The 22,429-nt window shown below is 74.4% G+C and carries 18 protein-coding genes and 1 tRNA gene; 11 read left to right on the top strand and 8 right to left on the bottom strand.

The genetic code is table 11. The features are described 5' to 3' along the window. Positions 1-6: 6 nt before the first annotated feature. Positions 7-930, top strand: coding sequence for a PP2C family serine/threonine-protein phosphatase (locus OG594_RS33385; protein WP_266606677.1), 924 nt, complete (start codon positions 7-9; stop codon positions 928-930). Continuing rightward, a complete protein-coding gene (locus tag OG594_RS33380; RefSeq protein ID WP_266606109.1) occupies positions 927-2,258 on the top strand; it encodes a protein kinase in 1,332 nt (443 codons plus the stop codon). The genes OG594_RS33385 and OG594_RS33380 overlap by 4 nt, the downstream gene beginning before the upstream one ends. Positions 2,259-2,282: 24 nt before the next feature. On the opposite strand, the gene OG594_RS33375 is transcribed toward OG594_RS33380, so the two are convergent. Beyond that, a complete protein-coding gene (locus OG594_RS33375) occupies positions 2,283-2,609 on the bottom strand; it encodes a hypothetical protein (RefSeq protein ID WP_266606108.1) in 327 nt (108 codons plus the stop codon). A gap of 43 nt (positions 2,610-2,652) precedes the next feature. After that, positions 2,653-4,110, bottom strand: a complete 1,458-nt coding sequence (locus tag OG594_RS33370) for a hypothetical protein (RefSeq protein WP_266606107.1) — start codon at positions 4,108-4,110, stop codon at positions 2,653-2,655. A 179-nt stretch (positions 4,111-4,289) separates the two neighbouring features. Between OG594_RS33370 and OG594_RS33365 the strand changes: the two genes are divergently transcribed. The 5 genes from OG594_RS33365 (at position 4,290) to OG594_RS33345 (ending at position 9,748) form a co-directional block, all read left to right on the top strand. Further along, complete coding sequence (locus OG594_RS33365) at positions 4,290-5,324, top strand: 3-oxoacyl-ACP synthase III family protein (RefSeq protein WP_266606106.1); 1,035 nt, start codon at positions 4,290-4,292, stop codon at positions 5,322-5,324. Next, positions 5,321-6,076: a glycosyltransferase family A protein gene (locus tag OG594_RS33360; RefSeq protein ID WP_266606105.1), complete on the top strand. Its 756-nt coding sequence runs from the start codon at positions 5,321-5,323 to the stop codon at positions 6,074-6,076. The genes OG594_RS33365 and OG594_RS33360 overlap by 4 nt, the downstream gene beginning before the upstream one ends. Continuing rightward, positions 6,076-7,569, top strand: a complete 1,494-nt coding sequence (locus tag OG594_RS33355) for a class I adenylate-forming enzyme family protein (RefSeq protein WP_266606104.1) — start codon at positions 6,076-6,078, stop codon at positions 7,567-7,569. The genes OG594_RS33360 and OG594_RS33355 overlap by 1 nt, the downstream gene beginning before the upstream one ends. A gap of 116 nt (positions 7,570-7,685) precedes the next feature. Then, positions 7,686-8,831 carry a cytochrome P450 gene (locus OG594_RS33350; RefSeq protein ID WP_266606103.1) on the top strand — a complete coding sequence of 382 codons (1,146 nt, stop codon included), beginning with the start codon at positions 7,686-7,688 and terminating at the stop codon, positions 8,829-8,831. Next, a complete protein-coding gene (locus OG594_RS33345; protein ID WP_266606102.1) occupies positions 8,828-9,748 on the top strand; it encodes an NAD(P)-dependent oxidoreductase in 921 nt (306 codons plus the stop codon). Before OG594_RS33350 ends, OG594_RS33345 begins: the two co-directional genes overlap by 4 nt. Here OG594_RS33345 and OG594_RS33340 read toward each other — a convergent pair. The 4 genes from OG594_RS33340 to OG594_RS33325 are packed head-to-tail and all read right to left on the bottom strand — an operon-like array spanning position 9,738 to position 13,501. Beyond that, positions 9,738-10,337, bottom strand: a complete 600-nt coding sequence (locus OG594_RS33340) for an ATP/GTP-binding protein (RefSeq protein ID WP_266606101.1) — start codon at positions 10,335-10,337, stop codon at positions 9,738-9,740. The genes OG594_RS33345 and OG594_RS33340 overlap by 11 nt on opposite strands. Then, a complete protein-coding gene (locus tag OG594_RS33335) occupies positions 10,324-10,698 on the bottom strand; it encodes a DUF742 domain-containing protein (protein WP_266606100.1) in 375 nt (124 codons plus the stop codon). The genes OG594_RS33340 and OG594_RS33335 overlap by 14 nt, the downstream gene beginning before the upstream one ends. Beyond that, complete coding sequence (locus tag OG594_RS33330) at positions 10,698-11,114, bottom strand: roadblock/LC7 domain-containing protein (protein ID WP_266606099.1); 417 nt, start codon at positions 11,112-11,114, stop codon at positions 10,698-10,700. The genes OG594_RS33335 and OG594_RS33330 overlap by 1 nt, the downstream gene beginning before the upstream one ends. Next, complete coding sequence (locus tag OG594_RS33325; protein WP_266606098.1) at positions 11,111-13,501, bottom strand: sensor histidine kinase; 2,391 nt, start codon at positions 13,499-13,501, stop codon at positions 11,111-11,113. Before OG594_RS33325 ends, OG594_RS33330 begins: the two co-directional genes overlap by 4 nt. A gap of 228 nt (positions 13,502-13,729) precedes the next feature. Here OG594_RS33325 and OG594_RS33320 point away from each other — a divergent pair, with 228 nt between their 5' ends. From OG594_RS33320 to OG594_RS33305, 4 genes are all read left to right on the top strand, one after another. Beyond that, positions 13,730-15,103: a hypothetical protein gene (locus OG594_RS33320; protein WP_266606097.1), complete on the top strand. Its 1,374-nt coding sequence runs from the start codon at positions 13,730-13,732 to the stop codon at positions 15,101-15,103. Positions 15,104-15,164: 61 nt separating this feature from the next. After that, positions 15,165-15,237: transfer RNA gene (locus OG594_RS33315), tRNA-Ala, on the top strand. Between the two features lie 53 nt (positions 15,238-15,290). Continuing rightward, positions 15,291-15,737 carry a hypothetical protein gene (locus tag OG594_RS33310; RefSeq protein ID WP_266606096.1) on the top strand — a complete coding sequence of 149 codons (447 nt, stop codon included), beginning with the start codon at positions 15,291-15,293 and terminating at the stop codon, positions 15,735-15,737. Between the two features lie 24 nt (positions 15,738-15,761). Continuing rightward, positions 15,762-16,496, top strand: coding sequence for a hypothetical protein (locus OG594_RS33305; RefSeq protein ID WP_266606095.1), 735 nt, complete (start codon positions 15,762-15,764; stop codon positions 16,494-16,496). Between the two features lie 29 nt (positions 16,497-16,525). Here OG594_RS33305 and OG594_RS33300 read toward each other — a convergent pair whose 3' ends face one another. Then, complete coding sequence (locus tag OG594_RS33300) at positions 16,526-17,884, bottom strand: serine/threonine-protein kinase (RefSeq protein ID WP_266606094.1); 1,359 nt, start codon at positions 17,882-17,884, stop codon at positions 16,526-16,528. Then, positions 17,881-22,374 (bottom strand): Hsp70 family protein, encoded by a 4,494-nt coding sequence (locus OG594_RS33295; RefSeq protein WP_266606093.1) that lies wholly within the window; start codon positions 22,372-22,374, stop codon positions 17,881-17,883. The genes OG594_RS33300 and OG594_RS33295 overlap by 4 nt, the downstream gene beginning before the upstream one ends. Positions 22,375-22,429: the final 55 nt, after the last annotated feature.

The following is a 22,429-nucleotide window of genomic DNA, read 5'->3' as shown; positions in this document are numbered from 1 at the left end:
GTGCGGATGATCCAGGGACCGCTGCCGCGCTGGGACACGATTCAGGGCAGCGTCCAGGGCGTGAACAAGGCGCGCAACCAGGACCACCACGACGCGGAGGGGCTCGGCACCGCCGCCCGGCCCCTGATCATGGCGGTGGCCGACGGCCACGGATCGGCGGTGCACGCGCGCAGTCATTTCGGGTCCCGCTTCGCCGTGGACCTGTTCGTCCAGCAGGCCCGGCAGTTCGCCGCGCTCGCCGAGCCCCGGGGCGAGCAACGGCCGCCCAGCCTGGCCTGGCTGATGAACTACGCCCAGTACACGCTGCCCCGCCAACTGGTCAGCGCCTGGCAGGAGAAGGCGCTCGGGCACTGGCAACGCAGCAGCTCGCCCGGCGAGGGCGGCCCGTCCCCGACGGACAAGCTGGTGCTGTACGGGAGCACGCTCGTCGGCGCCGTGCTCACCCCCCGGGTCTTCGCGGCCTGGCAGCTCGGGGACGGCGAGCTGACCGTGGTGACCGACGACGGGCAGGTGACCGTCCCGCTCGCGCCGGACGAGGCGGATCTGGGCGACGAGACGGAGTCCCTGTGCTCGCCGCAGGCCTGGCTGCGGGTCCGCACGCACTGGGCGCCGGTGACCGCCCCGGCGCGGGCGCCGCGGCTGGTGTCGCTCTCCACCGACGGGCTGTCCAAGAGCTTCGCCTCGGACGGCGGCTTCCGGCAGTTCATGGCCGGACTGGACGAGCGGCTGTCGGCGGAGGGCCCGGAGTGCGTCCGGGCCGTCCTGCCGGAGTGGCTGGCCAAGGCCTCCCGGCACTCGGGGGACGACACCACCCTGGTGGCGGCCTGGCACACCGCCACGGCCCTGACCGAACCCGGCGGGGCGGCGCCCGGCAGCACCGGCTCCGCCGACCCGGCCGACATGACAGACCCGTACAGGAGTGACGAATGAGCGGCATGCTCGACAGCGGTACCCGGCTGACGTCCGACAGCGGCCTGGGCGTGGAGGTGTCCGACCTGCTCGGCGCCGGCGGCCAGGGGGAGGTCTACCGGGTGCGCACCGCGGCCGGCGACCAGGCCCTCAAGTGGTACTACCCGGCCTGCGCGACACCGGAGCAGGAGGACATCGTCCGCCAGCTGGTGGACCGGGGCTTCGACGACGACCGCTTCCTGTGGCCCCGGGACTTCGTGGGCAACGGGCGGGGCGGCTTCGGCTATCTGATGGACATCCGCCCGGACCGCTTCAAGGGCCTGCCGCTGCTCTTCCGCCGCAAGCTGCGGACCACGATCCGTGCGCTGCTCACCGCCTGCCTGTACACGGTCGAGGCGTACCAGGCGCTGCATTCGCGCGGGATCGCCTACCGGGACATCTCCTGGGGGAACCTGCTCTTCGACCCCGCCACCGGTGAGGTGCTGGTCTGCGACAACGACAACGCGGTGGTCGAGGGCGACAGCACGGGCATCTCGGGGACCATGGCGTTCATGGCTCCCGAGCTGGTGCGCGGCGAGCCCGGGGTCTCCCCCGGTACCCAGAGCGATCTGCACTCCCTGTCCGTGCTGCTGTTCATGCTGCTGATGAACCACCATCCGCTGATGGGCAAGCGGGAGTTGGACATCCGCTGTTTCGACGAGGCCGCCGAGCGCAAGCTGTACGGGAAGGACCCGCTGTTCCTCTTCGACCCGCTGGACCGCTCCAACGCCCCCGACCCGGTGGAGCACGCGACGGTACTGGCCACGTGGGCGGTGGTGCCCGATTCCCTGCGCGCCCTGTTCACCCGGAACTTCACGCGGGGCCTGTGCGACCCGGCGGCCCGGGTGCGGGAGTCGCAGTGGCGCGACGCGCTCCGAGCGGTCCTCGACGCGGTCGTGGACTGCGCCCACTGCGGGAAGCAGAACATGACCGAGCCCCGGTCCGCCTCCCCGGGCACCTGCTGGAGCTGCGGGAACGCGCTGGTGCTGCCGCCCCGGCTGGTGCTGACCACGCCCCCGCCGCGCACCGAGCACCACATCCTGCTGCACCGGTCCTCGCGGGTGCAGGCGCACCACCTGGCGCCGGAACCGGCCCGGCACGACTACGGCGACGGCACGCTGGTGGCGCAGTTGACCGAGCATCCGCAACGGCCGGGGAAGTTCGGGCTGGCCAACCGTTCCGGGTCGGCGTGGACGGGTACCCGCGCGGACGGCAGCACGCAGGAGATCGCCCCGGGGCAGACCGTGCCGCTGCGTTCGGGGCTGGAGCTGGACTTCGGCGGCGCGCGGGCCGTCGTACGGGCGCGGTGAGACAGCCCGTGCGCGGCACGGAGGTCAGCCCAGCAGGCGGCTGATCTCCTGGGCGAGGGCGAGGCCGGTGCTGCCCGCGCCCAGCCCGAGGGTGATGGTTTCCAGCGACCGCCGGATCAGGCCCGGTTCGGCGGCGCGCCCCTCCTGTCCGGCCCGGTCCAGCTCGCCGTGCAGGGCCCGGGCCGCGTCGAGCCGCTCCGGCGCGGCCCCTTCCGCCCGCAGCCACTGGGCGAGTTCGGCGGCGAGGCGCAGGGTCTGCGCGGCGGTGTCCTGCTGCCCGATGTTGATGGTGCCGTTGTCCCCGATGTTGTTGGGGCCGGAGATGTTCCCGTGGAAGTTGTAGGTGCTCACGCGTGCTCCTCGTGCTCGCTCGGGGCTGCCCGGCCGGCTTCCGCTAAGGCTGGGCCTGACCGGCGTGGTTGACGGTGCCGTGGGCGCCGATGTTGCTGGAGTGGATGTCGCCCTGGAAGGTGTAGGTGTGGGTGTTGATCACCTGCTGCGCCTGGTCGTAGGAGCTGGTGTCGACGTGGTGGTCCTTCAGGAACCGTTCGGTCGCGATCAGCACGCCCTGCTGGAGCCGCTGGAGGAAGTCCTGGGAGTCCGTCCGCTCGGAGAAGCCCAGCTGCTTCCAGTCGGCGACCCGCTCGCGGAGGCTGTCCACGGCTCCGTAGTCGAAGCGCAGGTGCCGCCGGCCGATCTCGCGGCGCGTCCTCTCCAGTGCCCGGGCCCGCTCGCCCCGGGCCGAAGCCCGCCGGACCAGCCGTCCGGGGGCGCCGAGCAGCGCCGACGCGGTGGCGGCGGTGGCGACGCAGAAGAGGTCCCACCAGCGTTCCCAGCCGTCCAGCGGCAGCTGGTGCACCCGGTAGAAGCGCGCCTGGAGCGGAGGGATCCCGTACGCCGCCACCTCCCAGGTGAGACTGGGGTGCTGGAGCCGGGCCCGCAGGTGCATGGAGACGATGACGCGACCGCCCTCGCCGGTCCGCTCCAGGCTGAGATAGGTGCGCATGCCGGCGCCCGGCTGCACCACCCCGGCCTGCACCAGTTGCTTGGGGATCTGGGCGCGCGGGCGGCGCAGCCGGTCGGGAAGCAGGTCGGGCCCGACGTAGGAGACGTGATCTCCTTTCACGTAGAGCCGGTTGCGGGCCCGCAGGCCCTTCAGCCCGGCGATGTGCTCCATCTCGCGGGCGACGAAGCCGTGCAGGTCGACGGCGTCGAAGGGCTTGATGGCCAGCTTGCCGCCGCCCGCCGGATCGTCGACGGGCCGGCTGACGTCGATGGGCTGCCAGACCATCTCCTTGATCTTCGAGCCGCTGCCGACGAACGGAGTGGTGCGCTCGGCGCCCGCCGCGTACGGAACCACGTTGGCCCGCTCCTGCTCCAGCAGCCGGTCCTCCACCTGCGCCCCGACCGCCGGGGCGAGGTCCCCCGGCCGGCCGGCACCGTGCTCGACGCCGAGCGCCGCCGTCCGGGCCTCGTTCTCGGCCCCGCGGACCAGGGCCCAGGCGGTCGCGTAGGTGAGGACGAGGGCGGCGGCGGCTGCGAGGGCGAGCGCGCCCAGGTCCGCGACCATCCCGTACAGCCCGGCCGGTACCGCCGCCCACACGCCGACCGCGCAGAGCCGGGCGAGGCGCCGGTCGCGCCGGTCGGTCCGCCGTACGGAGGCCCGCGCGTGGCGGGCCAGGGCCACCAGGTCGATGCCGAGCGAGGGCCCGGTGGCGCGCAGCCGGTCCTCGGTGAGTTCCACGTCCACCTCGCGGGCGAAGCCCTCGTCGAGGTGTGCTCCCGCGCACAGCAGTCGGGTCACCGCGTCGTCCCGGTACTGCGCCAGTACCGGTAATCGGCGTGCTGCCATGTCGCGTCCTCCCCCGGGGCCGTGTCGTCTCACCCTACGTAAACGGGCCCTGGCTGTCCCGGGGTTGGACGGGACGCGGCCCGGGTGGTCCCCGTACTCAGACGGCCCGTGCGGTCGGTGGCGCCGAACTGAGCATCCGTACTCAGGCCCGGGCGCGGCCGGCTTGTCATCGTGTGTGCATGTTCATTCAGCCATCTGATCCGCTGCCGCGCGCCGCGATGCGCGCCGGGATAACCGCCGTCGGCAGCCTGCTGCCCGACGAGGTGCTGTCCTCCGACGCCCTTCAGCGGGAGGTGGCGCACCGCAGTGGACTGACGCTGCCGCCGAGGCTGCTGACCCAGGCCACCGGGATCGTCTCCCGCCGGGTCGCGGGCGAGGGCGTGTACGCCTCCACCCTCGCGGTGGGCGCGGCCCGCCGGGCCCTGGCGGCCGCCGGACTCGGTCCGCTCGACGTCGACCTGCTGCTGTTCGCGTCGGCCTCCCGCGACCTGGTCGAGCCGGCCACCGCGCACATCGTGCAGGCGGAACTGGGCTCGCGGGCCCACGCCCTGGACGTCACCAACGCCTGCAACAGCTTCGTCAACGGGATCGACCTCGCCCACTCCATGATCCTCGCCGGGCGGGCGCAGCGGGCCCTGGTGGTCACCGGCGAGACGCCGAGCCGGGCCGTGCGCAAGGACCCGGCCGATCTCGCCGAACTGCGCGACGGCTTCGCCGGATACACCTTCGGCGACGCGGGGGCGGCGGTGCTCGTGGAGGCCGTGGAGCGCGGCGGGATCGTCGACGTGGACACCGAGACCCATTCGGAGCACTGGGAGGTCGGGGGCATCCCGGGCGGCGGGTCACGGCACCCGCGCGGGGACGCGTACACGTACTTCCGCGGCGACGGGCACGAGTTGCGGGGCGTCTTCGAGAAGGTGGGCACCGCGGTCATCGACCGGACGCTGCACCGCACGGGCATGGACTGGGACGGCTTCGCCAAGGTACTGGTGCACCAGGTGACGGTGCCGTACCTGGAGCGGTTCGCGGAACTGACCGGGGTGCCCGCCGGGAAGCTGGTGGTGACGGTGCCCGAGCTCGGCAACGTCGCGAGCGCGAGCATCGGCCTCCAGCTGGACCGGGTCTTCGGGGAACTCGCGCCCGGAGAAAGGGTGTTGTTCGTGGGTCTCGGCGGCGGCATCAGCATCATGACGATGGTCTGGGAGAAGTCGTGACGGCCGCGACCGCGCCGATGTGGGTGGTCGTGCCCGCGCACGAGGAGGAGGCCCGGCTGGCCGACACCCTGCGGGCGCTCGCGGCGCAGCGGGACCGGGACTTCACCCTGCTGGTCGTCGACAACGCCTCGACGGACGGGACGGGCGCCGTCGCCCGCGCGTTCGCGGCCGGCGCGCCGTTCCCGGTGGAGGTGATCGAGGAGCCGGAGAAGGGGGTCGGCTCCGCCGTGGACACCGGCTTCCGGTACGCGATCGGCCGCGGTGCGGCCCTGCTCGCCCGTACGGACGCCGACTGCCTGCCCCGGGCCGGCTGGACCGGGGCCGCCCGCACCGCGCTGATCCGCAGTCCCGGGCTGGTGTGCGGGCGGATCGTGGCCCGCCGCGACGAGCACGGCCCGCTGGGCCGGGCCGGGTTCGGCGCGCTGGTGGCCCTCGCGGCGCTCTTCGGCCGACTGCGGCCCGAGCACGCCCGGCGGCGCGGCTACCGGGCGCCGTACCGCATGCACGCCGGGAACAACATGGCCATCACGGCCGAGCTGTACCTGGGTGTCGGCGGGATGCCCCGGCGCCCCTCACCGACCGACCGGCTCTTCCTCAACGCCGTACGCCGCCACACCGACCGGATCACGCACTGCCGGGAGATGGTCGTGGAGAACTCCACGCGGCGCCTGCGGGCCTACGGGATCGCCGGAACCGCCCGCTGGTACCTCGACCGGGGCAGCGGCACGCACGGAACGGACGACCCCCGCTGATGCTGGACCACCTCGACCACGCGCTGCGCAGCCGCCCCGAGCGGCCCGCCGTGCTCACCGCCACCCGCACCGGCGCGCCCCGGGTGCGCGCCACCCGCGGCGAACTCGCCGAGCTGGCCGACGCCTTCGCCGCGGCCCTGCACGCGCGCGGGCTGCGCGCCGGGGACACCGTCGGCGTCGCCGTGCGCCCCGGGCCGCGCGCCCTGGCCGTCCTGCTCGCGCTGTGGCGGCTCGGGCTGCGCGGGGCCGTACTGGACCCGGGCGCCGGGCCCGACGTGCTGCGCGCCCGCCTCGCGCTGGCCCGGCCCGCGCTGGTGCTGGCCGACGCGACCGCGCAGGCGGTGGCGGGCTGGGCCCGGCCGTTGGCCCGCCGGGCCCGGCTCGCGCTGCCGGACCTGGCCGGGCTGGGGCCGGTGGCCACGGTCGGGCCCCGGCTGCCGGGCTGCGCGCCCGCGCTGGACCTGGGCGCGTCCCGCCGGGGCGTGCCCGCGCCCGGCGCCGACCTGGACGCGGACGCCGACGCGGTGATCGTGTTCACTTCCGGGACCACGTCCCTGCCGCGGGCCGTCGTCCACACCCGGGCGAGCCTGGCCGCCGGCATGGCCACGGTCTCCGCCCTGTTCGACGCGCGCGGGGACCTGCCGGTGCTCGGCGGCACCTTCTTCGTCCTCGTCCCCTCGCTGGCGCGCGGCGCGGCCGTCGCCCTCCCCGCGGGCAACTCCCGGGTGCTGGCCCGTCAGCTGCACCGGCTGCGGCCCGAGGACACCTATCTGACCCCGCCCCGGCTGCGGGACGCGCTGGGCGCGGGCGCCCGCTTCCACGGCCGGGTGTGGACGGGCTCGGCCCCGGCCGGCGCCGGGCTGCTGGAACGCGTGCGCGCGGCGGGCGCGGCCGAGGCCTGGGGGGTGTACGCGCTGACCGAGCTGTTCCCGGCGGCCGCGGTCGAGGCGCGGGAGAAGTCCGCGTTCGAGGCGACCGGGGAGCACGGGGACCTGGTCGGGGCGCCGCTGCCCGGGGTGCGCGCCGAGCCGGACGGGAGCGGGCAGCTGTTGCTGTCCGGCCCCGCGGCCCGCCACCGCTACCTCGGGGAGGAGCCCGACCCGTGGGTGCGTACGGGCGACCGGGCGCGGCTGGACGGCGCGGGCCGCATCGTCCTCGAGGGCAGGAGCAAGGACATGGTGCTGCGCCGGGCCGAGAACATCTACCCGGGGCTGTACGAGCCCGCCCTGCACGTGCCGGGGGTGGAGCTGGCCGTGCTCGTCGGGATCCCGGCCGGCGACGGCGACGAACGGCTGGTCGCCGTCGTGCAGCCGCGGCGCGGCGCGGACGAACGGGCCCTGCGCGCCGCCCTGTCGGAGCCGGTCCGGCGGATGGGCACGGCCCGGCCCGACGCCCTGGTGCTCGCGCGGATCCCGCTGTCGGGGCGCTCGCGCAAACCGGACCGGGCGGCGACGGCCGCGCTGGCGGCGCGCCGGCTGGACCCCGCACGATGACGGCCCGCACCGCCGGGCCGGGGACCCGCGGCGCGGCCGCTTCCGGGGCCGCGCGCCCGGAGCCCGCCCCGGCCGTTCCCGCCCGGTCCGCCGATTCCACGGAGGTACGCCCCCCGATGAGCACCACCTCCCACGCCCGTGCCCGCCGCCGGGACCGCCGGGTCTATCTGCGCAGCCATCCCGTGCTGTTCGGGCTGCTCGCCGCCACCCGCGGGCGTCCGGTGCGCCGGCTCGGCCGGACCCTGCTGGTGCACGGCCCGGAGGCCTACCGGGAGGCGCTGACCCGGCTGCCGCTCGACCGGACGGCGGCCGGTACGACGGGCGCCGCCGCACGGACGGCGCTGCGCGACGGCGGGGGCGGGGGCGGGGGCGGGGGCGGGGGTGTGCACGGGGGTGTGCTCTTCGATCAGGAGGGCGGCGCGCACCGGGCGGACCGCCGCGGCCTCGTGGGCTCGTTGGGCCGTGCCGGGGTCGAGGACCTCCGTTCGCTCTGGCGGCCGTTGCTCGTACGCCGTCTCGCGCCGCTGGACCGGGGCGGCGAGGTGGACCTCGTCGACCTCGCGCGCGAGCTCTCCGGGTCGGTGGTGTGCGCCCTGCTGGGGTCCGGCGCCGACCCGCGCGCGGTCGCCGGTGCCGCGGCCGAAGCAGCGGCCGCGTCCGTGCGCAGCCATCTGCCGGGGCCGCGCCGCCCGCGCGCCGAGGCCGCCGCGGCCCGCGCCGCCGACCGGCTCCGCCTGCTCCTGGGTCCCTCCGGGGAGGCCCTGCCGGCGATGGTGGCGGTGGCCGCCGTCAACACCACCGTCGCCGCGCTGCCCCGTGCGGTGGCCTGGTGCGCCGACGCGGGGCTGTGGCAGCAGGCCGCCGACGAGGCCCTGCGGCCGGTGCTCGCCGACGAGCTGCTGCGGGTCACCGCGGCCTCGCCGCTGCTGCCCCGGGTGGCTGCCGCGGACGGCGCCGTCGGCGGCTGCCCGGTGCGTGGCGGGGACCGGCTGTTGCTGGTCGCCCGGCACGCGGCCGGGGCGCACCGGCACGACCCGGACGCGCTGCGGCCCGCCGGCCCGGCCGTCGACCGGCTGGTGTTCGGCGCCGGACCGCACGCGTGTCCCGGGGCCCGGCTGGCCCGGGCCCAACTGGCCGACGTCCTCGGTGCGCTGGCCCCGTACCGGCCGGTGGTGACGCGGGCCCGGGTGGACCGGGGGGCGGCACTGCCCGGCTGGCGCGTACTCACCGTACGGGCCGGGGGCTGCGGGGCCGGAGCGTGATCGCGGTCACGGGCGCGAGCGGATTCTGCGGCGGGCACGTCGCGCGGGCCGCCGCGGCGGCCGGGGCCGAGGTGGTGTGCTTGGGCCGCAAGCCGGGCCCGGTGGGCACGCACCGCTTCTGGGACGCCGCCGCGCAGCCGCCGGACCTGGCGGGCGTGGACCTGGTGGTGCACTGCGCGGCGGCCGTCGGCGATCCGGCGCCCGGCTCGCGGGCCGCGGCGCTGATGCACGCGGTCAACGTGGACGGCACCGAGCGGCTGCTCCGAGCGGCGGGCGGGCGGCCCGTGGTGTGGGTCAGCAGTGCGAGCGTCTACGATCCGCGGCCGAGCCGCGGCCTGGTCGACGAGGAGCACCCGCGCGCCGGGCAGTTGAACGCCTACGGCCGGACGAAGGCGGCGGGCGAGGCCCTGGCCCTGGCCGCCGGGGCGGTGGTGCTGCGCCCCCGGGCCGTCTACGGGCCGGGCGACACCACGCTGCTGCCCCGGCTGCTCTCCCGGGTCCGGGCGGGCACCCTGCTGCTGCCCGGCCCGGACGTGACGCTCAGCCTCACCGCGGTGGAGAACCTGACGCGGGCCTGTCTGGCGGCGGCGGCTTGGGCGCCGGGCGCGTACAACATCGCCGACGGGCAGCCGTACGGTCGCGACGCGGCGGTCCGCGCGGTCCTGCACGCCCACGGCGTCCGGGCCCGGATCCGGCACCTCCCGCTGCCGGTGGCCGCCGCAGCGGCCCGGGTCGCGGAGGCGGTGGCGGCGGTGGTCGGGGCGGAGCCGGCCCTCAGCCGCTACGCGGTGGACCAGCTGGCGCACCCGGTGGTCCTGGACCTCACCCGGGCCCGGGCCCAGGGCTGGGCCCCGCACCGGAACCTGGCGGACCACCTGGCCTCGGTGACCGGGGCCCGGTCGGGGCTCAGCCGCTGACGCCCGCCGGGGCCTGCGCCTTGGCGATGAGCAGGTCGAGCAGGGCGAGCAGGGAGCCGCGGACGTCCGTACGGGAGCGTGCGTCGAGCATGAGGACGGGCGTGTTCGGATCCCGCAGGTGCAGCGCCGCCGCGATCTCCTCGGCGGTGTAGGGCTGTTCGCCGTGGAAGCAGTTCGCGCCGACCACGAAGGGCAGCCCGCGGCTCTCGAAGAAATCCAAGGCCGGGAAGCTGCGGTCCAGGCGCCGGGTGTCGACCAGCACGATCGCTCCGAGCGCCCCGTTCAGCAGGTCGTCCCACATGAACCAGAAGCGTTCCTGGCCGGGGGTGCCGAACAGGTAGAGGACCACACCGGCGTCGGTGAGGGTGAGCCGGCCGAAGTCCATCGCGACGGTGGTCACCGTCTTGGACTCGATGCCGTCGAGGTCGTCGACGCCGATGCCGGCGGACGTCAGTTGTTCCTCCGTGCGCAGCGGTTCGATCTCGGAGATCGTCTCCACCAAGGTCGTCTTCCCGACCCCGAACCCACCGGCGACGAGGATCTTGACCGGGGCCGGTTCCTGCGGGGCGGTCGTGTCATATCCGGGCAAGGCTGTCCCTGATTCTCATGAGCAGGTGGACGTCGGTGGTCTCGGCGACCGCCAGGGGCGGCCGGTGGTGGATCAGCCCGCGGTCGGCGAGTTCGCCGAGGAGCAGCGTCATCGGGGTGAGGCGGATGTGCATCCGTGCCGCTATCTCGGCGACCGCCCGCCCGCCCGGCGGCGCGCACATGGCGAGGATCTCCTGCCACTCGGTGGGCAGGGTCCCGTCCACTTCGCCGTCGGCCGCCGCCGTGATGGTGGTGTCCATGGTGAGGACGCTGTGCGCGGCGGCCGTACGCCCGTCGGTCAGGGCGTACAGCCGCGTCCGGCGGCGGCCCGGGGGCTGCGACTGTGGCTCGTCCCGCGGCATTACGCGGACGGCTGGCCGCGCTCGGGGGTGCCCAGCCACTCGCCGAGCGCCTGGGCGGTCCGTACGGCCTCGCCGCCCAGTTCCCCGAGCCGCGCCTTGCGGGAGGTCACCACGATGAGCGTGCTGCCCTCGCCGCATCCGACGATGCAGAGGTACCGGTCGTCCATCTCGACCAGTTGGCGGATGACGCGGCCGCCGTCGATCTCTCGGGATATCGCCTTCATGGTGGACGCGATGCCGGAGGCCGCGGCCGCCATGCGCTCGGCCTGGGGCTCGTCGAGCAGGTAGGCGCTGAGCTTGATGCCGTCGTTGGAGAGCAGCACGGCTCCTTGGACGCCGGCGATTCTGCTCAGGTTGTTGTCGAGGACGCTGTAGATCGCGTCGTTGGATGCCGTGGTGTTCGGTGAGGTGGTCATGGCTGATCCCGTCGGAGCTCTTCTTCCACTGTCTGGGTCCCCTGTTCGTAGTCCGCCCAGGCATCGGCCACCTCTTCGGGTGTCGCGGTGTCGGGCCGGACGACGCGTTCCTGCGCGCGGGGCTCGCGCAGCTGTTCGGCGATGTGGGTCTGCGGGACGCGCTCGGGGAGGGCCGGGCGGACCGCGGGTGCGGGTACGAGTGCGGGCACGGGCACGGCCTTTGGCGCTGCGGGCACGGCCGCGGGTGCCTTCGTACGGCGGCTCGGCAGCCCGGCGCTCGTGTGCACGACCGGCTCGGGCACCGGGGCGGGCTCGGGGTCCGGGGCGGGCTCGGGGTCCGGGGCGGGCTCGGGCGCCGCGGGCTTGCTCGGCACGGCGGCGGCCAGGGCCAAGGTCGGGGCCGGGGCCGGGAGCAGCTCCAGGACCCGGGCCTGCGGCTCGATCTCGCGGGGGGCCTGCGCGTCGGTCGCCACCAGCAGCTGCCGGGGCAGGATCACCACCGCCGAGGTGCCCCCGTACACCGAGCGGCGCAGGGTGACCTTCGCACGGAGCTGGTCGGCGAGGTGCCCGACGACGAAGAGGCCGAGCCGGTGCGCGTTCTGCGCCAGCACGGAGTACGGCGGGGCCTCGTGCAGGCGCCCGTTCATCTCCTCGTAGCGCTCCGGGCTCACGCGCGGCCCGCGGTCCTCGATCTCGACCGACAGCCCGTCCGTCACCAGTTCGGCGCGGATGACCACCTTGGACTTCGGCGGGGAGAACCGGGTGGCGTTGTCCAGCAGCTCCGCGAGCAGGTGGCTGATCTGGCTGATCGCGCTCGGTTCGACGCTGGTCTCGTCCAGGGCCTGCCGCTCGATGCGCCGGAAGTCCTCGACCTCCGCGGCCGCTTCGCGCAGCAGGTCGGCGACGCGCATGGGCTCGGTGTGCGGGTCGGGGACCTCGCCGCCGGCCAGGATGAGCAGGTTCTCGATCTGCCGCCGCATGCCGACCGTCAGTTGGTCGGCCCGCATCAGCTCGGCGAGCAGTGCCTCGTCGTGGCCGAAGGTGTCCTGGAGGTCCTCGGTGAGGCTCAGCTGGCGGCTGACCAGGTTTCCGGTGCGCGAGGCGATGCCCGAGGCGAACAGGCCGAACCCGTGGCGCTCGGCGGCGAGCTCGCGGTGTCCGTCGACGGACACCGCCACGGCCCGGGCGAAGGCGTCGCTGATGCGCCCGACCTCGTCCCGGTCCCCGCTCACGGTCGGCAGGGCGTCGGGGTCCACGGACTGCCCGCGCTGGAGCCGGGCGACGACCTCGGGAAGGGTCTCCTCGGCGACGGTCACCGTGCGTTCGTGCAGGTCGTCCAGGCGGCGGAGCACCGACCGGGTGGTGAAGACGACCACGATCACGACGGCCAGCAGTCCGCCGGCGCTGCCCCCGATCAGCCAGGCGACCTCGGCCTGCAGCTCGTCGGCCTTGGCCTCGCCGCGGGCGAGCACCGAACGCGCCAGGTCGATGTTGAGCGTGGTCATCTGCACCGAGAAGGTCGCGTGCGCGGCGGACCAGCCGCCGGTCTCGGCGGGGAGCCTGATGCCCGTGGCGATGTCCTTGTGCCCGGAGAGGACCGCGCTCTCGATGCGCGTCTTGGTCTGCCACTCCGGGGAGCCGACGACCCGCTCGTAGGCCCGCTGGTCCCGGACCGTCAGGTGCGGCACGATCAGCGCCTCGTGCAGGTACCGCTGGGCGCCCAGGGCACTGACGAACTGGTCGTAGCCGACGTAGCTCAGGTCCCCGGACGGCCCGGCCAGGGCCAGGACGGTGTCCTCGCGCGCCACCATCTCCGTGGCCTGGAGCATCGACACCACGGGACGGCTCGCCTGGGCGAGTTCGGCGTCCTCGGCGTGGCTGAACTCCTGCTGGTAGACCTGGATGACCTTGCCGATCACGTCGGAGTAGTAGGCCAGGGTGCTGTCGGCGGAGCCGTTGCGGGTGTCCGCGCGCTGCCGGTGGCCGGCCAGCTTCTCCAGCAGTCGGGTCACGTCCACGAAGGACCGCGAGGGGTCGACCGCGAGTCGACGGAACTCGGCCGCGGCCAGGTCCGTGGCATCGCGGCGGGCGCGCAGTTCGCCCTCGGACCCGTCGGCGCCCGCCCACCGGGCGGCGGTCGCCGTCCGCTCGGCCTGCATGTCGATCATGAGCGTGTAGAGCGGGGCGCCGACCTGTTCGGCAGCCGCCACGTCGGACCGCAGCTTCTCCGCCTGGTCCAGCAACCGTTCCGCGGTCACCGCCACTTGGGTGCCCATCGCGATGGTGGGGACCACCGCCAGCCAGATCAGCAGGGTGCGCAGACGCACGGTACGCCGCCGACGGGTCGTCGACTGCCGTCGTATGCCTTCGGGTTCTATGGGAGACATCGGTCCTCGCGAGCGGGGGACGGCGGGAGGCCGATCATAACCAGACATGGCGGAGATTCGGATAGGTGTCTTCAGGGGCCGAAGCGTGCTAGTTGCGGGAAATCATCGCAGGCCAGAGATCGGATCGGAATCGAACTGCGACGTACTCGACACCAAGGCCGCCCCCTTGGGTCGCGGCCGCCGGTTAACCGGTGGAGGTCACGGGTGTCCGGTGGCAGGGTGAGGCCCATGCCGTCGCACCGTGCCGAGCAGTTGGTCCGCGAGTTGCACGCCTCGCTGGGGCTCCGCAGACGCCCCGAGGACATCGCCCAGCTGATCCAGGATCTGTTCGCCGCCCGTCAGGTCGCTCCCGATCCCGCCACCTCCGAGGCCCTGGAGAAGGCCTCCCAGCACTCCCTGCGCAGGATCTGGCACGGATACACCTCCATGCTGGAGGAGTTCGCCGCGCCCGTCGGCGCGCAGCGCCAGCTCGCCCGCGCCACGGCGCTGTTCGCGTCCGTTCCCGAACTCCCCGCAGGGGCCGGGGACGATCCGGCCGAAATCGAGGCGGTCATCCGCCGGGCCGGCGAGGAGATCCACCGCCGGTACGGGGAGAACGACTTCGGCCTGGACCGGCTGAACCGGATGGAGCGGGACGAAGCCGGCATCGGCGAGCTGTCCAAGCGTCAGTACAACAAGCGGTTCCGGCTGCTGCGGCGGATGGAGGCGAAGCTGGCCCGGCTCCTGCACGAACAACGCCGCCGCGAGGTCACGATGACCGGCAAGGGCGCGCTCGCGCACGCGCTGCCGTACGAGGTGTTCGGCGCGGACCCCGACACCGCCGCGTTCATCGCGTACCTCACCGCCCGCGCCCACATGCGCAGCGTCTTCACCAACACCGCGCAGCGCCGCCCGTACGACGAGGTCGCCGACGCGCTCCTGGGGCGCCTGCGCGCGGCGCCCGAACGGACCGACTGGTTCGCCGTGGCGCACGTCCATCCGACCCGCGAGGTGCTCGGGCACCTGTCCGACCAGGAGCTGATCCGGCTGCTGGTGCGGTGGAACCGCTTCCTGCGCGAGGTGGCCGAGCTGCTGGAGGACGCGTGGAACCGCTCCGGCTTCGAGGCGACGAGCATGGTGGTGCGGCGGGGCGACGACTCCTCGACGTGGAACCAGGCGGCGCAGGCCTGGGGCATCGCCCGCGCGCACTGGTTCGCCCTGATGACCGAACTGGGCCAGGAGGAGGTCCTGGACCGGGTCTGCCCGGGCAAGGTCCCGCGGCTGATGGCGGCCGACGTGGCCGCCTGGCACCGCAGGAGCGGCGGCGGGCTGCACCCCGACACGTACGTGTGGGCGGATCTGCCGCGGCCCTGGGAGGTCCTGCGGGGCGAGAAGGAGTGCACGCGTTCGCTGGTGGAGGCGGCCTGCGCCCGGCACGGTGTGGATCCGGTCTCGGGCGGCTGGACCGCGCCCCGCCCGACGGCGGAGGCCGTCCGCTTCCAGCGCACGCCGGAGCTGGTGCACGGCGTGGCCGTCGCCGACCCGCTGATGGCGAGCGCGATGCGGTCGGCGGGGGTGTTCTCGGGCCGCGGCAAGCGCGCGGCGGCCGAGGAATGGCTGTGACTCCCGGGGCCGCGAAATCCCGTTGACCCGGGAGGCCCGGCGTGCGGATGATCGGGGCGGCGGCGAGGAAGCTCTGTGGAGGAGCGCCCGGCTCGCACTCCGGGTGGACGTAGGTTCGAATCCTGCCCTCGCCGCCCTCACCTGCTTCACCTGTTTCACCGGTTTCGGACGCACGGACGGGATGCGCATGGCCACGCAGGAGCACGAGGACGCGGCCGTGCACGCGGCCATGGTCGCGGCCGACGCCGACCGCTGGGACGGCGGCCAGCCCTGCACGTTCTCCGCGTTGCTCGATTACTGGGGCCACCAGGTGGCGGGCGTGGAGGAGGGCTACGCGTGGTGCCTCGACGATTTCGACTACGAGATCTGGTGCCGGACCAGACTGGCCCGCGTCTGGCCCCTCCTGCCCCCGCAGTTCCGATCGGCCCGGCAGCCGGTGCTCGACGAACTCGACGGGCGGTTCCGCGCGGCGACCATCGCGTGGCCCGGCCGCGGCGGCGAGGAGCAGTGGTGGCTGTGGCGCTTCCCCCGACTGCTCGGGATCGAACCAGGGGACTCCTACGACGGGGGCTGGCCGGCGGGCTGGGTGCGGATGCCCTTCCCCAAACCGGACGCCGTCCGGGTCATCGTCTGACCCGCGTCGGCCTACCCTCCTCGCATGAGCATCGGCGTGCACGTCCCCGAGTACCTGCAAGGCAGCGAGTTGGTCGCGAGTGAGGACCTCGCGAAGGACCCCGCGTTCTGGCTGGCTCACGTCCTGCTGACGATGGGCGATCCCGGTGAACCGGTCGAACCGTACGGGGTGGACGCGGCGGCCTACGACGCCATGGTGGAGCGGCTCGGCGACCCCGAGCAGCCCTGGCCCGTCCTGAGGGTCTGCTGCGACGGCGGGCACACGGTCTACGCCGTCTACGCCAACGGGGAGGACCAGAACGACGTCGACTTCTTCGTCCACCATCCCGAGTGGGGGCGCCTCGGCCATCTCGGCCAGTGCGGTGCCGACGGGGCCGGCCCCGGCCTGTCCTGGACCGAGCTCCTCGCGCTCGCCACGAGCACCCGGGAAGGCGGTGCGGGGCTGACCGATCCGTCCGAGCGCCTCCTCCTGCTGCTGCCCGTGCTCGGCGACGCCGACCTGCCCGGCGAGGCGTACGACACCGTGGCCCGCGCGCTGTCCCGTTGCGGGATCCGGCCGGAGGCCACCGGCGCTCTGGCCGCGATGCTGCTCGGCGAGCCGGACCCGGCCGGCGGACCCCGGTGGACCGTGACCGGCGACCATCCGATCGCCGTCTGCTCGTCCCCGTACAGCCCCCGCCGGGTACCGCTCGCCCTCGGCATCACGCCGGACCAGGCCCGGGCCCTGGCCACCGCCCTCGGCAGCCGCCCGGGGACCTGAGCCCGGGTCCTTCGGGTCGAGGCGGCGGACTACCGGGCATCGGCGGCCGGTCGACCGGTCAGCGATCCCCGGGGCTCGCCCCGTACGAGCATTCCGGCAGCGCTCAGGAGCCGTGCCGGAACGTCCGGCCGCTGCGGGGCGCGCTGCGCGAGGTGGTGGCGCAGGGCCGGGTCCGGGGCGCACCGGTAGCGCTCGAGGTAGTAGGCGATCTGGTCGGACCAGACCCAGAGGCCGTCGGTGCGGAAACCGGCGGGCACCACCCTGCTCCGGGCCGGATCAAGGCGGTCCGGTTCCGGGACGAGGCCGTGCAGGGCCACGGGAGCCTCCCTGAGCAACCTGAGCAGGACGGCGCACTCCTCGGCGGAGGTCACGTGTTCGCGGTCGGGCGCGATGACGGGCGCTCCGTCGGGCCCCCGGAAGTCGAAGACCCGCGCGAGGTGCAGCGCGGCGGCCGGGAACGTCCCGCCGTCCGTCGATCGCGGGACGTCCGCGTCTGCGAGCGGGTCGGCCAGCGTGGGCGTGTAGCCGCGGGGCGCCTCCAGTTGCCGGAGCCGTCCGTCGACGGCCGCGGCGTCCGGCGGCCGGGCCTCGCGGTCCTTGGCCAGCAGATCGAGGATGAGCCGTTCCAGGCCGACGGGCAGGTCGGCGCGGAGCTCCGTCGGTGGGGGCGGAGGTTCGTGGAGGTGCCGGGCCAGGACGGAGTGGACCGCTCCGTTTCCGAACGGCGGTGCCCCTGTGACCAGTTCGTACAGGAGGCAGCCGAGCGAGTAGAGGTCGGTGCGGGCGTCGACCGCCACGCCCTGGATCTGTTCCGGGGAGGCGTAGGGCGGGCTTCCGAGGAAGTGCCCGCTCACCGTCAGTTTGGTCAGGCCCCGGCTGCCCGGCGCGGCTCCGGGCAGCAGCGCGGCGATGCCGAAGTCCACGACCTTGACCGTTCCGGTCCGGGTCAGGATGACGTTCGACGGCTTGAGGTCCCGGTGGACGATCTCCTTCGCGTGCGCGGTGTGCAGCGCGGCACAGATCTGGCGGGCCCATGCGAGTACGTCGGTCAGGGGCGGCGGCGCGCCGCGGACCAGGGTGTCCAGCGAGCTGCCCTCGACCAGCTCCATCACCACGTGGTAGCAGGGGTCCTTCCTGAAGTCGTAGACCGTGACGATGTGCGGGTCGCCGGCCAGCCGTGCGGTGAAACTGGCCTCGCGCTCGAACCGGGCCCGGAAGTGCGTGTCCTGCGCCGCGGCGGGGTGGATCAGCTTGAGCGCGACCTCCCGGTCGAGCAGTTCGTCGTGGGCGCGCCACACCTCGCCCATCCCGCCCGCCCCCAGCAGCACGCGCAGCCGGTAGCGCCCGTCGAGCAGCCGGCCGTCCGTGGCGCCGGTCACCGGGCTCACCCGCCGTCTCCGCCCGCCGCGCCGGTCAGACCGAATCCGGCGCTCGCGAGCAGGCCGGCCAGCGAGTCGGTCGTGACGGCGAAGGCGGGCTCCGACTCCGCGCGCAGGGCCAGCGTGCCGATCACCTCGCCGAGCTCGTTCAGCAGGGGGCCGCCGGCCGCTTCGGGGGGCAGTCCCAGATTGGTCTTGAACAACTGGAGTCGCTGTTCCGGGAAGACCTCGAACTTCTCGACGATGCCGGGCACCAGTGCGTCGTCCGGGTCCGGGGCAGCCCAGACGAGGTCGCCGATGTGGACGAGCCGGGGGAAGCCCAGGCGCAGCGGCGCCGCCTGCACCGGCTCGGCCAGGAGCAGCACGGCCGTGGCGATGGAGGAGGAGTCGGCGAGGAAGACCCGGCGCACGGCCCGGTCCCCTTCGACCAGCCGTACCGTCATCCCCTCGGGGTCCTGCGCCGACCACCGCCGGCTGGTCAGGACGTGGCGGTCCGAGATCAGGAAGCCGCTGCCCTCGTTTCCGCTGCCGTCCGCCACCCGCACCAGGGCGGACCTGGCCGATGCCACGAACGCCGTGGGGTCTTCGGGGTCGAGCACGACCGCGCGCAGTGGGGCCGCGTCGGCCAGCAGCGTCCGCCGGTAGCCCGCTACGTCCCCGGCGCCGGCGAGGCTGTGCAGCCGTCGCCGGAGGTCGTCGGGGTCGGTGAGCGGCTCGGCCAGTTCTTCCAGCGCGAGCAGCGCCCGGCCGTGGTCACCGGCGTCGTGCAGCGCGCGGAAGCGCGCCAGCGGGTCGCTGTCCACGGCGGCGAGGGCCGCGAGCACGCCGTTCCAGCGCGTCAGCCGGGCCATGCCCTGCCGCATGGCGTCGAGGTGCACCCCGAGCTGGTGGGCGAGGTGCGCTCCCGCGGCTGCCCGTTCCGCCAGGACCGGCTGGGACAGGTGGTCCCGCGCGGTGGCCAGCAGATCCAGCAACGGGGCGCGCAGGGAGAGGAGTTCGCCCTCCAGCTCGGCCGACTGCGGGCCGTACATCTCGGCGAGCAGGCCCTGTGTGGCCGGATCCAGGGCCCGGCGGGACGGCCGGTGGGCGCTCAGGCGCTCGCGGAACTCGTGGCAGAGCGGCTCGCAGTCGCCGAGCCCGGCCGCTGCCTCGACCAGCTCGCGCAGGGCGCGCCGCAGTTCCTCCAGTTCGTGCTGGACAGTATGCCGTCGCGACATCGTCTCGATCTCGCTCGGTGCGAGCAGGGTCGTCTCGGTGAACTCGGCCGAGCTGCTGTTCCCGGTCACCGTGTCGCGCGCCGTGACCGTCAGGACGCAGCTCCTGTCGAAGCCGAAGGTCACTTCGATCTGCGGCACTCCGCGCGCGACCGGCGGGATGCCCGTCAGCCGCAGCACCCCCACCAGCGAACGGGGCTCGATCCGGCCGATGTAGACCTTGACCTCCACCTCCGTCTGGAGGTCCCGGGTCGTGGTGTAGGTCTTCGACTCCTGGGTCGGAATGGGCGTGTTCCGCTCGATGAGGACGGAGAAGCCCGTGGTGCCGTCGGCCTCGGCGACCGCGATCCCGAGGTCGAAGGGGGTCACGTCCTCCAGACGGATCTCCTTCAGGTGGCCGGAGAGCACCGCCCCTTCCAGTGCGGCACCGTAGGCCACGGCCGTCCGGGCATCCGACAGGACGGTGCGGTCGGCCTCGAAGACCTCCTCCACGGTCCCGCTGATCAGCGGCGAGAGCATCGGGCCACCGACCAGGACGAGGTGGTCGGGCGGGAGGCCGCGCTCGTCCATCATCCGCTCGCAGACGTCGCGCAGGGTGCGCAGCGAGTCGGCGAGCAGGACGGCGAGTTCGTCGCGGGTCAGCTCCAGGCGTACTTCCGCCTGCCCGAGGTAGGCGTTGAGGGTGTATTCGGCCTCGCGCTGGGAGGAGAGGGCGATCTTGAGGTGCTCGGCGGCCAGTTCGAGCCGTCGGCGCGCCCGGCCGGTCTTCGGGACCTCGAGTCCGCGGGCGCGCAGCCGTCGCGCGAGCTCGTCGGCCACGATGCGGTCGAAGTCGTACCCGCCGTACTCGTTGTCGCCGAGGATGTTCCGGACCTGGTAGCGGTTGCCCTGGACCTCCATGGCGCTCACGTCGAGGGTGCCCGCGCCGAGGTCCACGACGGTGACCTCGCCGCTCAGCCGGCGCTGGGCGGCGGCCGCCAGGCAGGCCGCGGTCGGCTCGTGGATCAGGCGCCTGGCCTTCACCCCGGCGATCTCGCACGCACTGCGGGTGGCGTGCTTGGCGTTGTTGAGGAAGTACGCGGGGATGGTGAGGATCACCTCGTCCCGTTTCAGGGTGAGGTCGTGGTGCTCGGCCGCCCAGTCCAGCCAGTCGTCGCGGACCTGCCCGAGCGCTTCGCGGGCCAGCTCGCCGAGCCGTTCCCGCACCTGCCCGGCGAGGTGTTTCTCCACCAGCGTCCGGGCGTGCGCGATCAGGCGGGCGGCGACCTCTTCCGGCCGGTAGGAGCGTTCGAGGATGGTGTAGGACATGCCGTCGCCCATCCGGCGCTTGGACGCGCTGATGTGGCCGACCACCCAGGGGGCGAAGATCTGGTCGCCGGTCAGTCCGACGATCTCCTCACGCCCCTCGGTCACCGTCAAGGTGGAGGCGAACTGGGAGTTCGCTCCGTCCGGACAGATCACCGGCTGTTCACGGTGCGCGTCGTACAGGGCGGCGACGCACGAGTGGGTCCCGAGGTCGAGGCCCCAGACGGCGGCGAAGCGGGCGTCCGTCTCGGCGCGGGCCCGCTGCGCCCACTCCGCGGCCCGCTCCTCGAACGCCTTGCGGCCGACGGCGCCGATCGCGTCCAGGGCCCAGCCCACCCGTTCCCGCTGCAGTTCGGGGACGGCCGCGTCGTCCTGTTCGACCAGCGACCTCAGCAGCCCCGGGGCGGCCGAGTCGCGTCCCCTGCGCTCGATGGCGTCCAGGCAGCGCTCGACGAGCTCGGCGATGTCGCCCGTCCTGCGCAGGAACGGTGCCAGCCGCGGGTCCTCGATCGCCTCCTCGCCCTTCCAGCGGATCAGACAGCGGGCCGCCGCCGAGGCGTCGTCCGCCCGGCCGTAGAGCACGACGGCCTCCTCGTACCGCCCGTCCTGCTCGTGCAGGCGGGCCGCGCCGAGCAGGTCGCCGCCGGCTTCGCGGGACGCCGCGCGAGCGGCCCGGCCCTCGGCGGAGTCCTCGCTCTTGAGGACGCGGTCGGCGTCGCCGAACCGCTCGGCCTTCCGGAAGAGGGTGTGCGCGCGGTAGAGGTCACCGGCGTCCTCGGCGTGCCCGGCCGCTTCCGCGGGGTGCCCGGCCGCCTCCTCGAACCGGCTCCACTCCAGGTGCACGGTCGGGCGGTCCTCGGCGGGGGCGCGGCGCAGCAGATCGTCCAGACGGCGCCGTTCGACCGCGACGACGGCCGCGCGCAAACCCTGTAGCTCGGCCGCCGCCCCGGCGACCCGCTCCGTCGGCCTCGCGGCCCGTTCCAGTTGCCCGAGGATGTCCGAGACCAGCCCGAGGGCGGCGATCCGGTCGCCGCGTTGCACCTGGTCGTCGATGTCCGGGTGGCAGGCGGCGGCCAGGGAAGCCAGCCGGTCGGGCTCCTGGGCGGGACAGGCCGCGAGCGCGGACCGGTGATCGCCGAGTTGCTCGTGGCAGTGGCTCACCAGATCGCGCCGGCCGGCCTGCTCGCAGTGCGCCAGCGCCTCGGCGGGCCGGCCCGCGGCGAGGAGGAGTTCACCGGCCCGCTCGTGGAAGTCCCGGGCCCGCTCGGACCAGCCTTCGGTCCGGGCCAGTTCCAGTGCGGCCAGGACGTCGTCGAGGTGCTGCGAGGCCGCACAGCAGTCCAGCGCCTCGCGCTTGCGTACGGGGTTGTCCGCGAGCCGCACGGCATCGCCGCCGCGGCCGAGGAAGAGCTTCACCGGGTACAGGTCCGGCACCAGGGGGTCGGCGAGGTGGTCGAAGAAGGCACCCCACAGTGCGGCGTCGTGGGCGAGCGCGGCCCTCGCGGTGTACGCCCGTAAGGCTTGCGTCGCGGTGTCGAGGTCGAGGAGGCCTGCGTCCTGACGGCGCCGCAGCAAGGAGACCAGGCTGTCGGCGGTGTCCTGCTCGCCCGCCAGCACCGCCAGCCGGCCCCCGGCCGCACGCTCCAGCGCGAGGTCGCCGGCGCGGCCCGCCGCCTCGGCGATCACGGTGAGGACGGTGCGGTCGCCGTGCCCGACCACTTCGTGCAGCGCCGCCCTCCGGGCCGGCCCCAGGGCCGCCGCGTACCCCTCGGCGGGCAGTCGACGGCCCGGCCGCTCCAGCAGGTCGGCCGCCAGCGCCGGGTCGTGGTCGAGCGCCTCCACGAGCGCCCGACCGAAGGCCTCGGCGGCCTGGTCAAGGTCCCTTCCGGTCAGCAGTGCGGGCCGGAAGGTCTGCTCCACCACCTTCAGCGCCTTGCGCAGGCTGCGGGGTCTGCCGTCCGAAGACCTGTTGAGCCACACCTGTCCTCATCCCCCTGCGATCACAAGGCCGGGCCCTGATCTCACATGCTAACGA

The sequence above is a fragment of the Streptomyces sp. NBC_01214 genome (genome assembly GCF_026340975.1).
Lineage (GTDB): Bacteria > Actinomycetota > Actinomycetes > Streptomycetales > Streptomycetaceae > Streptomyces.
This window is presented reverse-complemented; position numbering and strand designations above follow the sequence as displayed.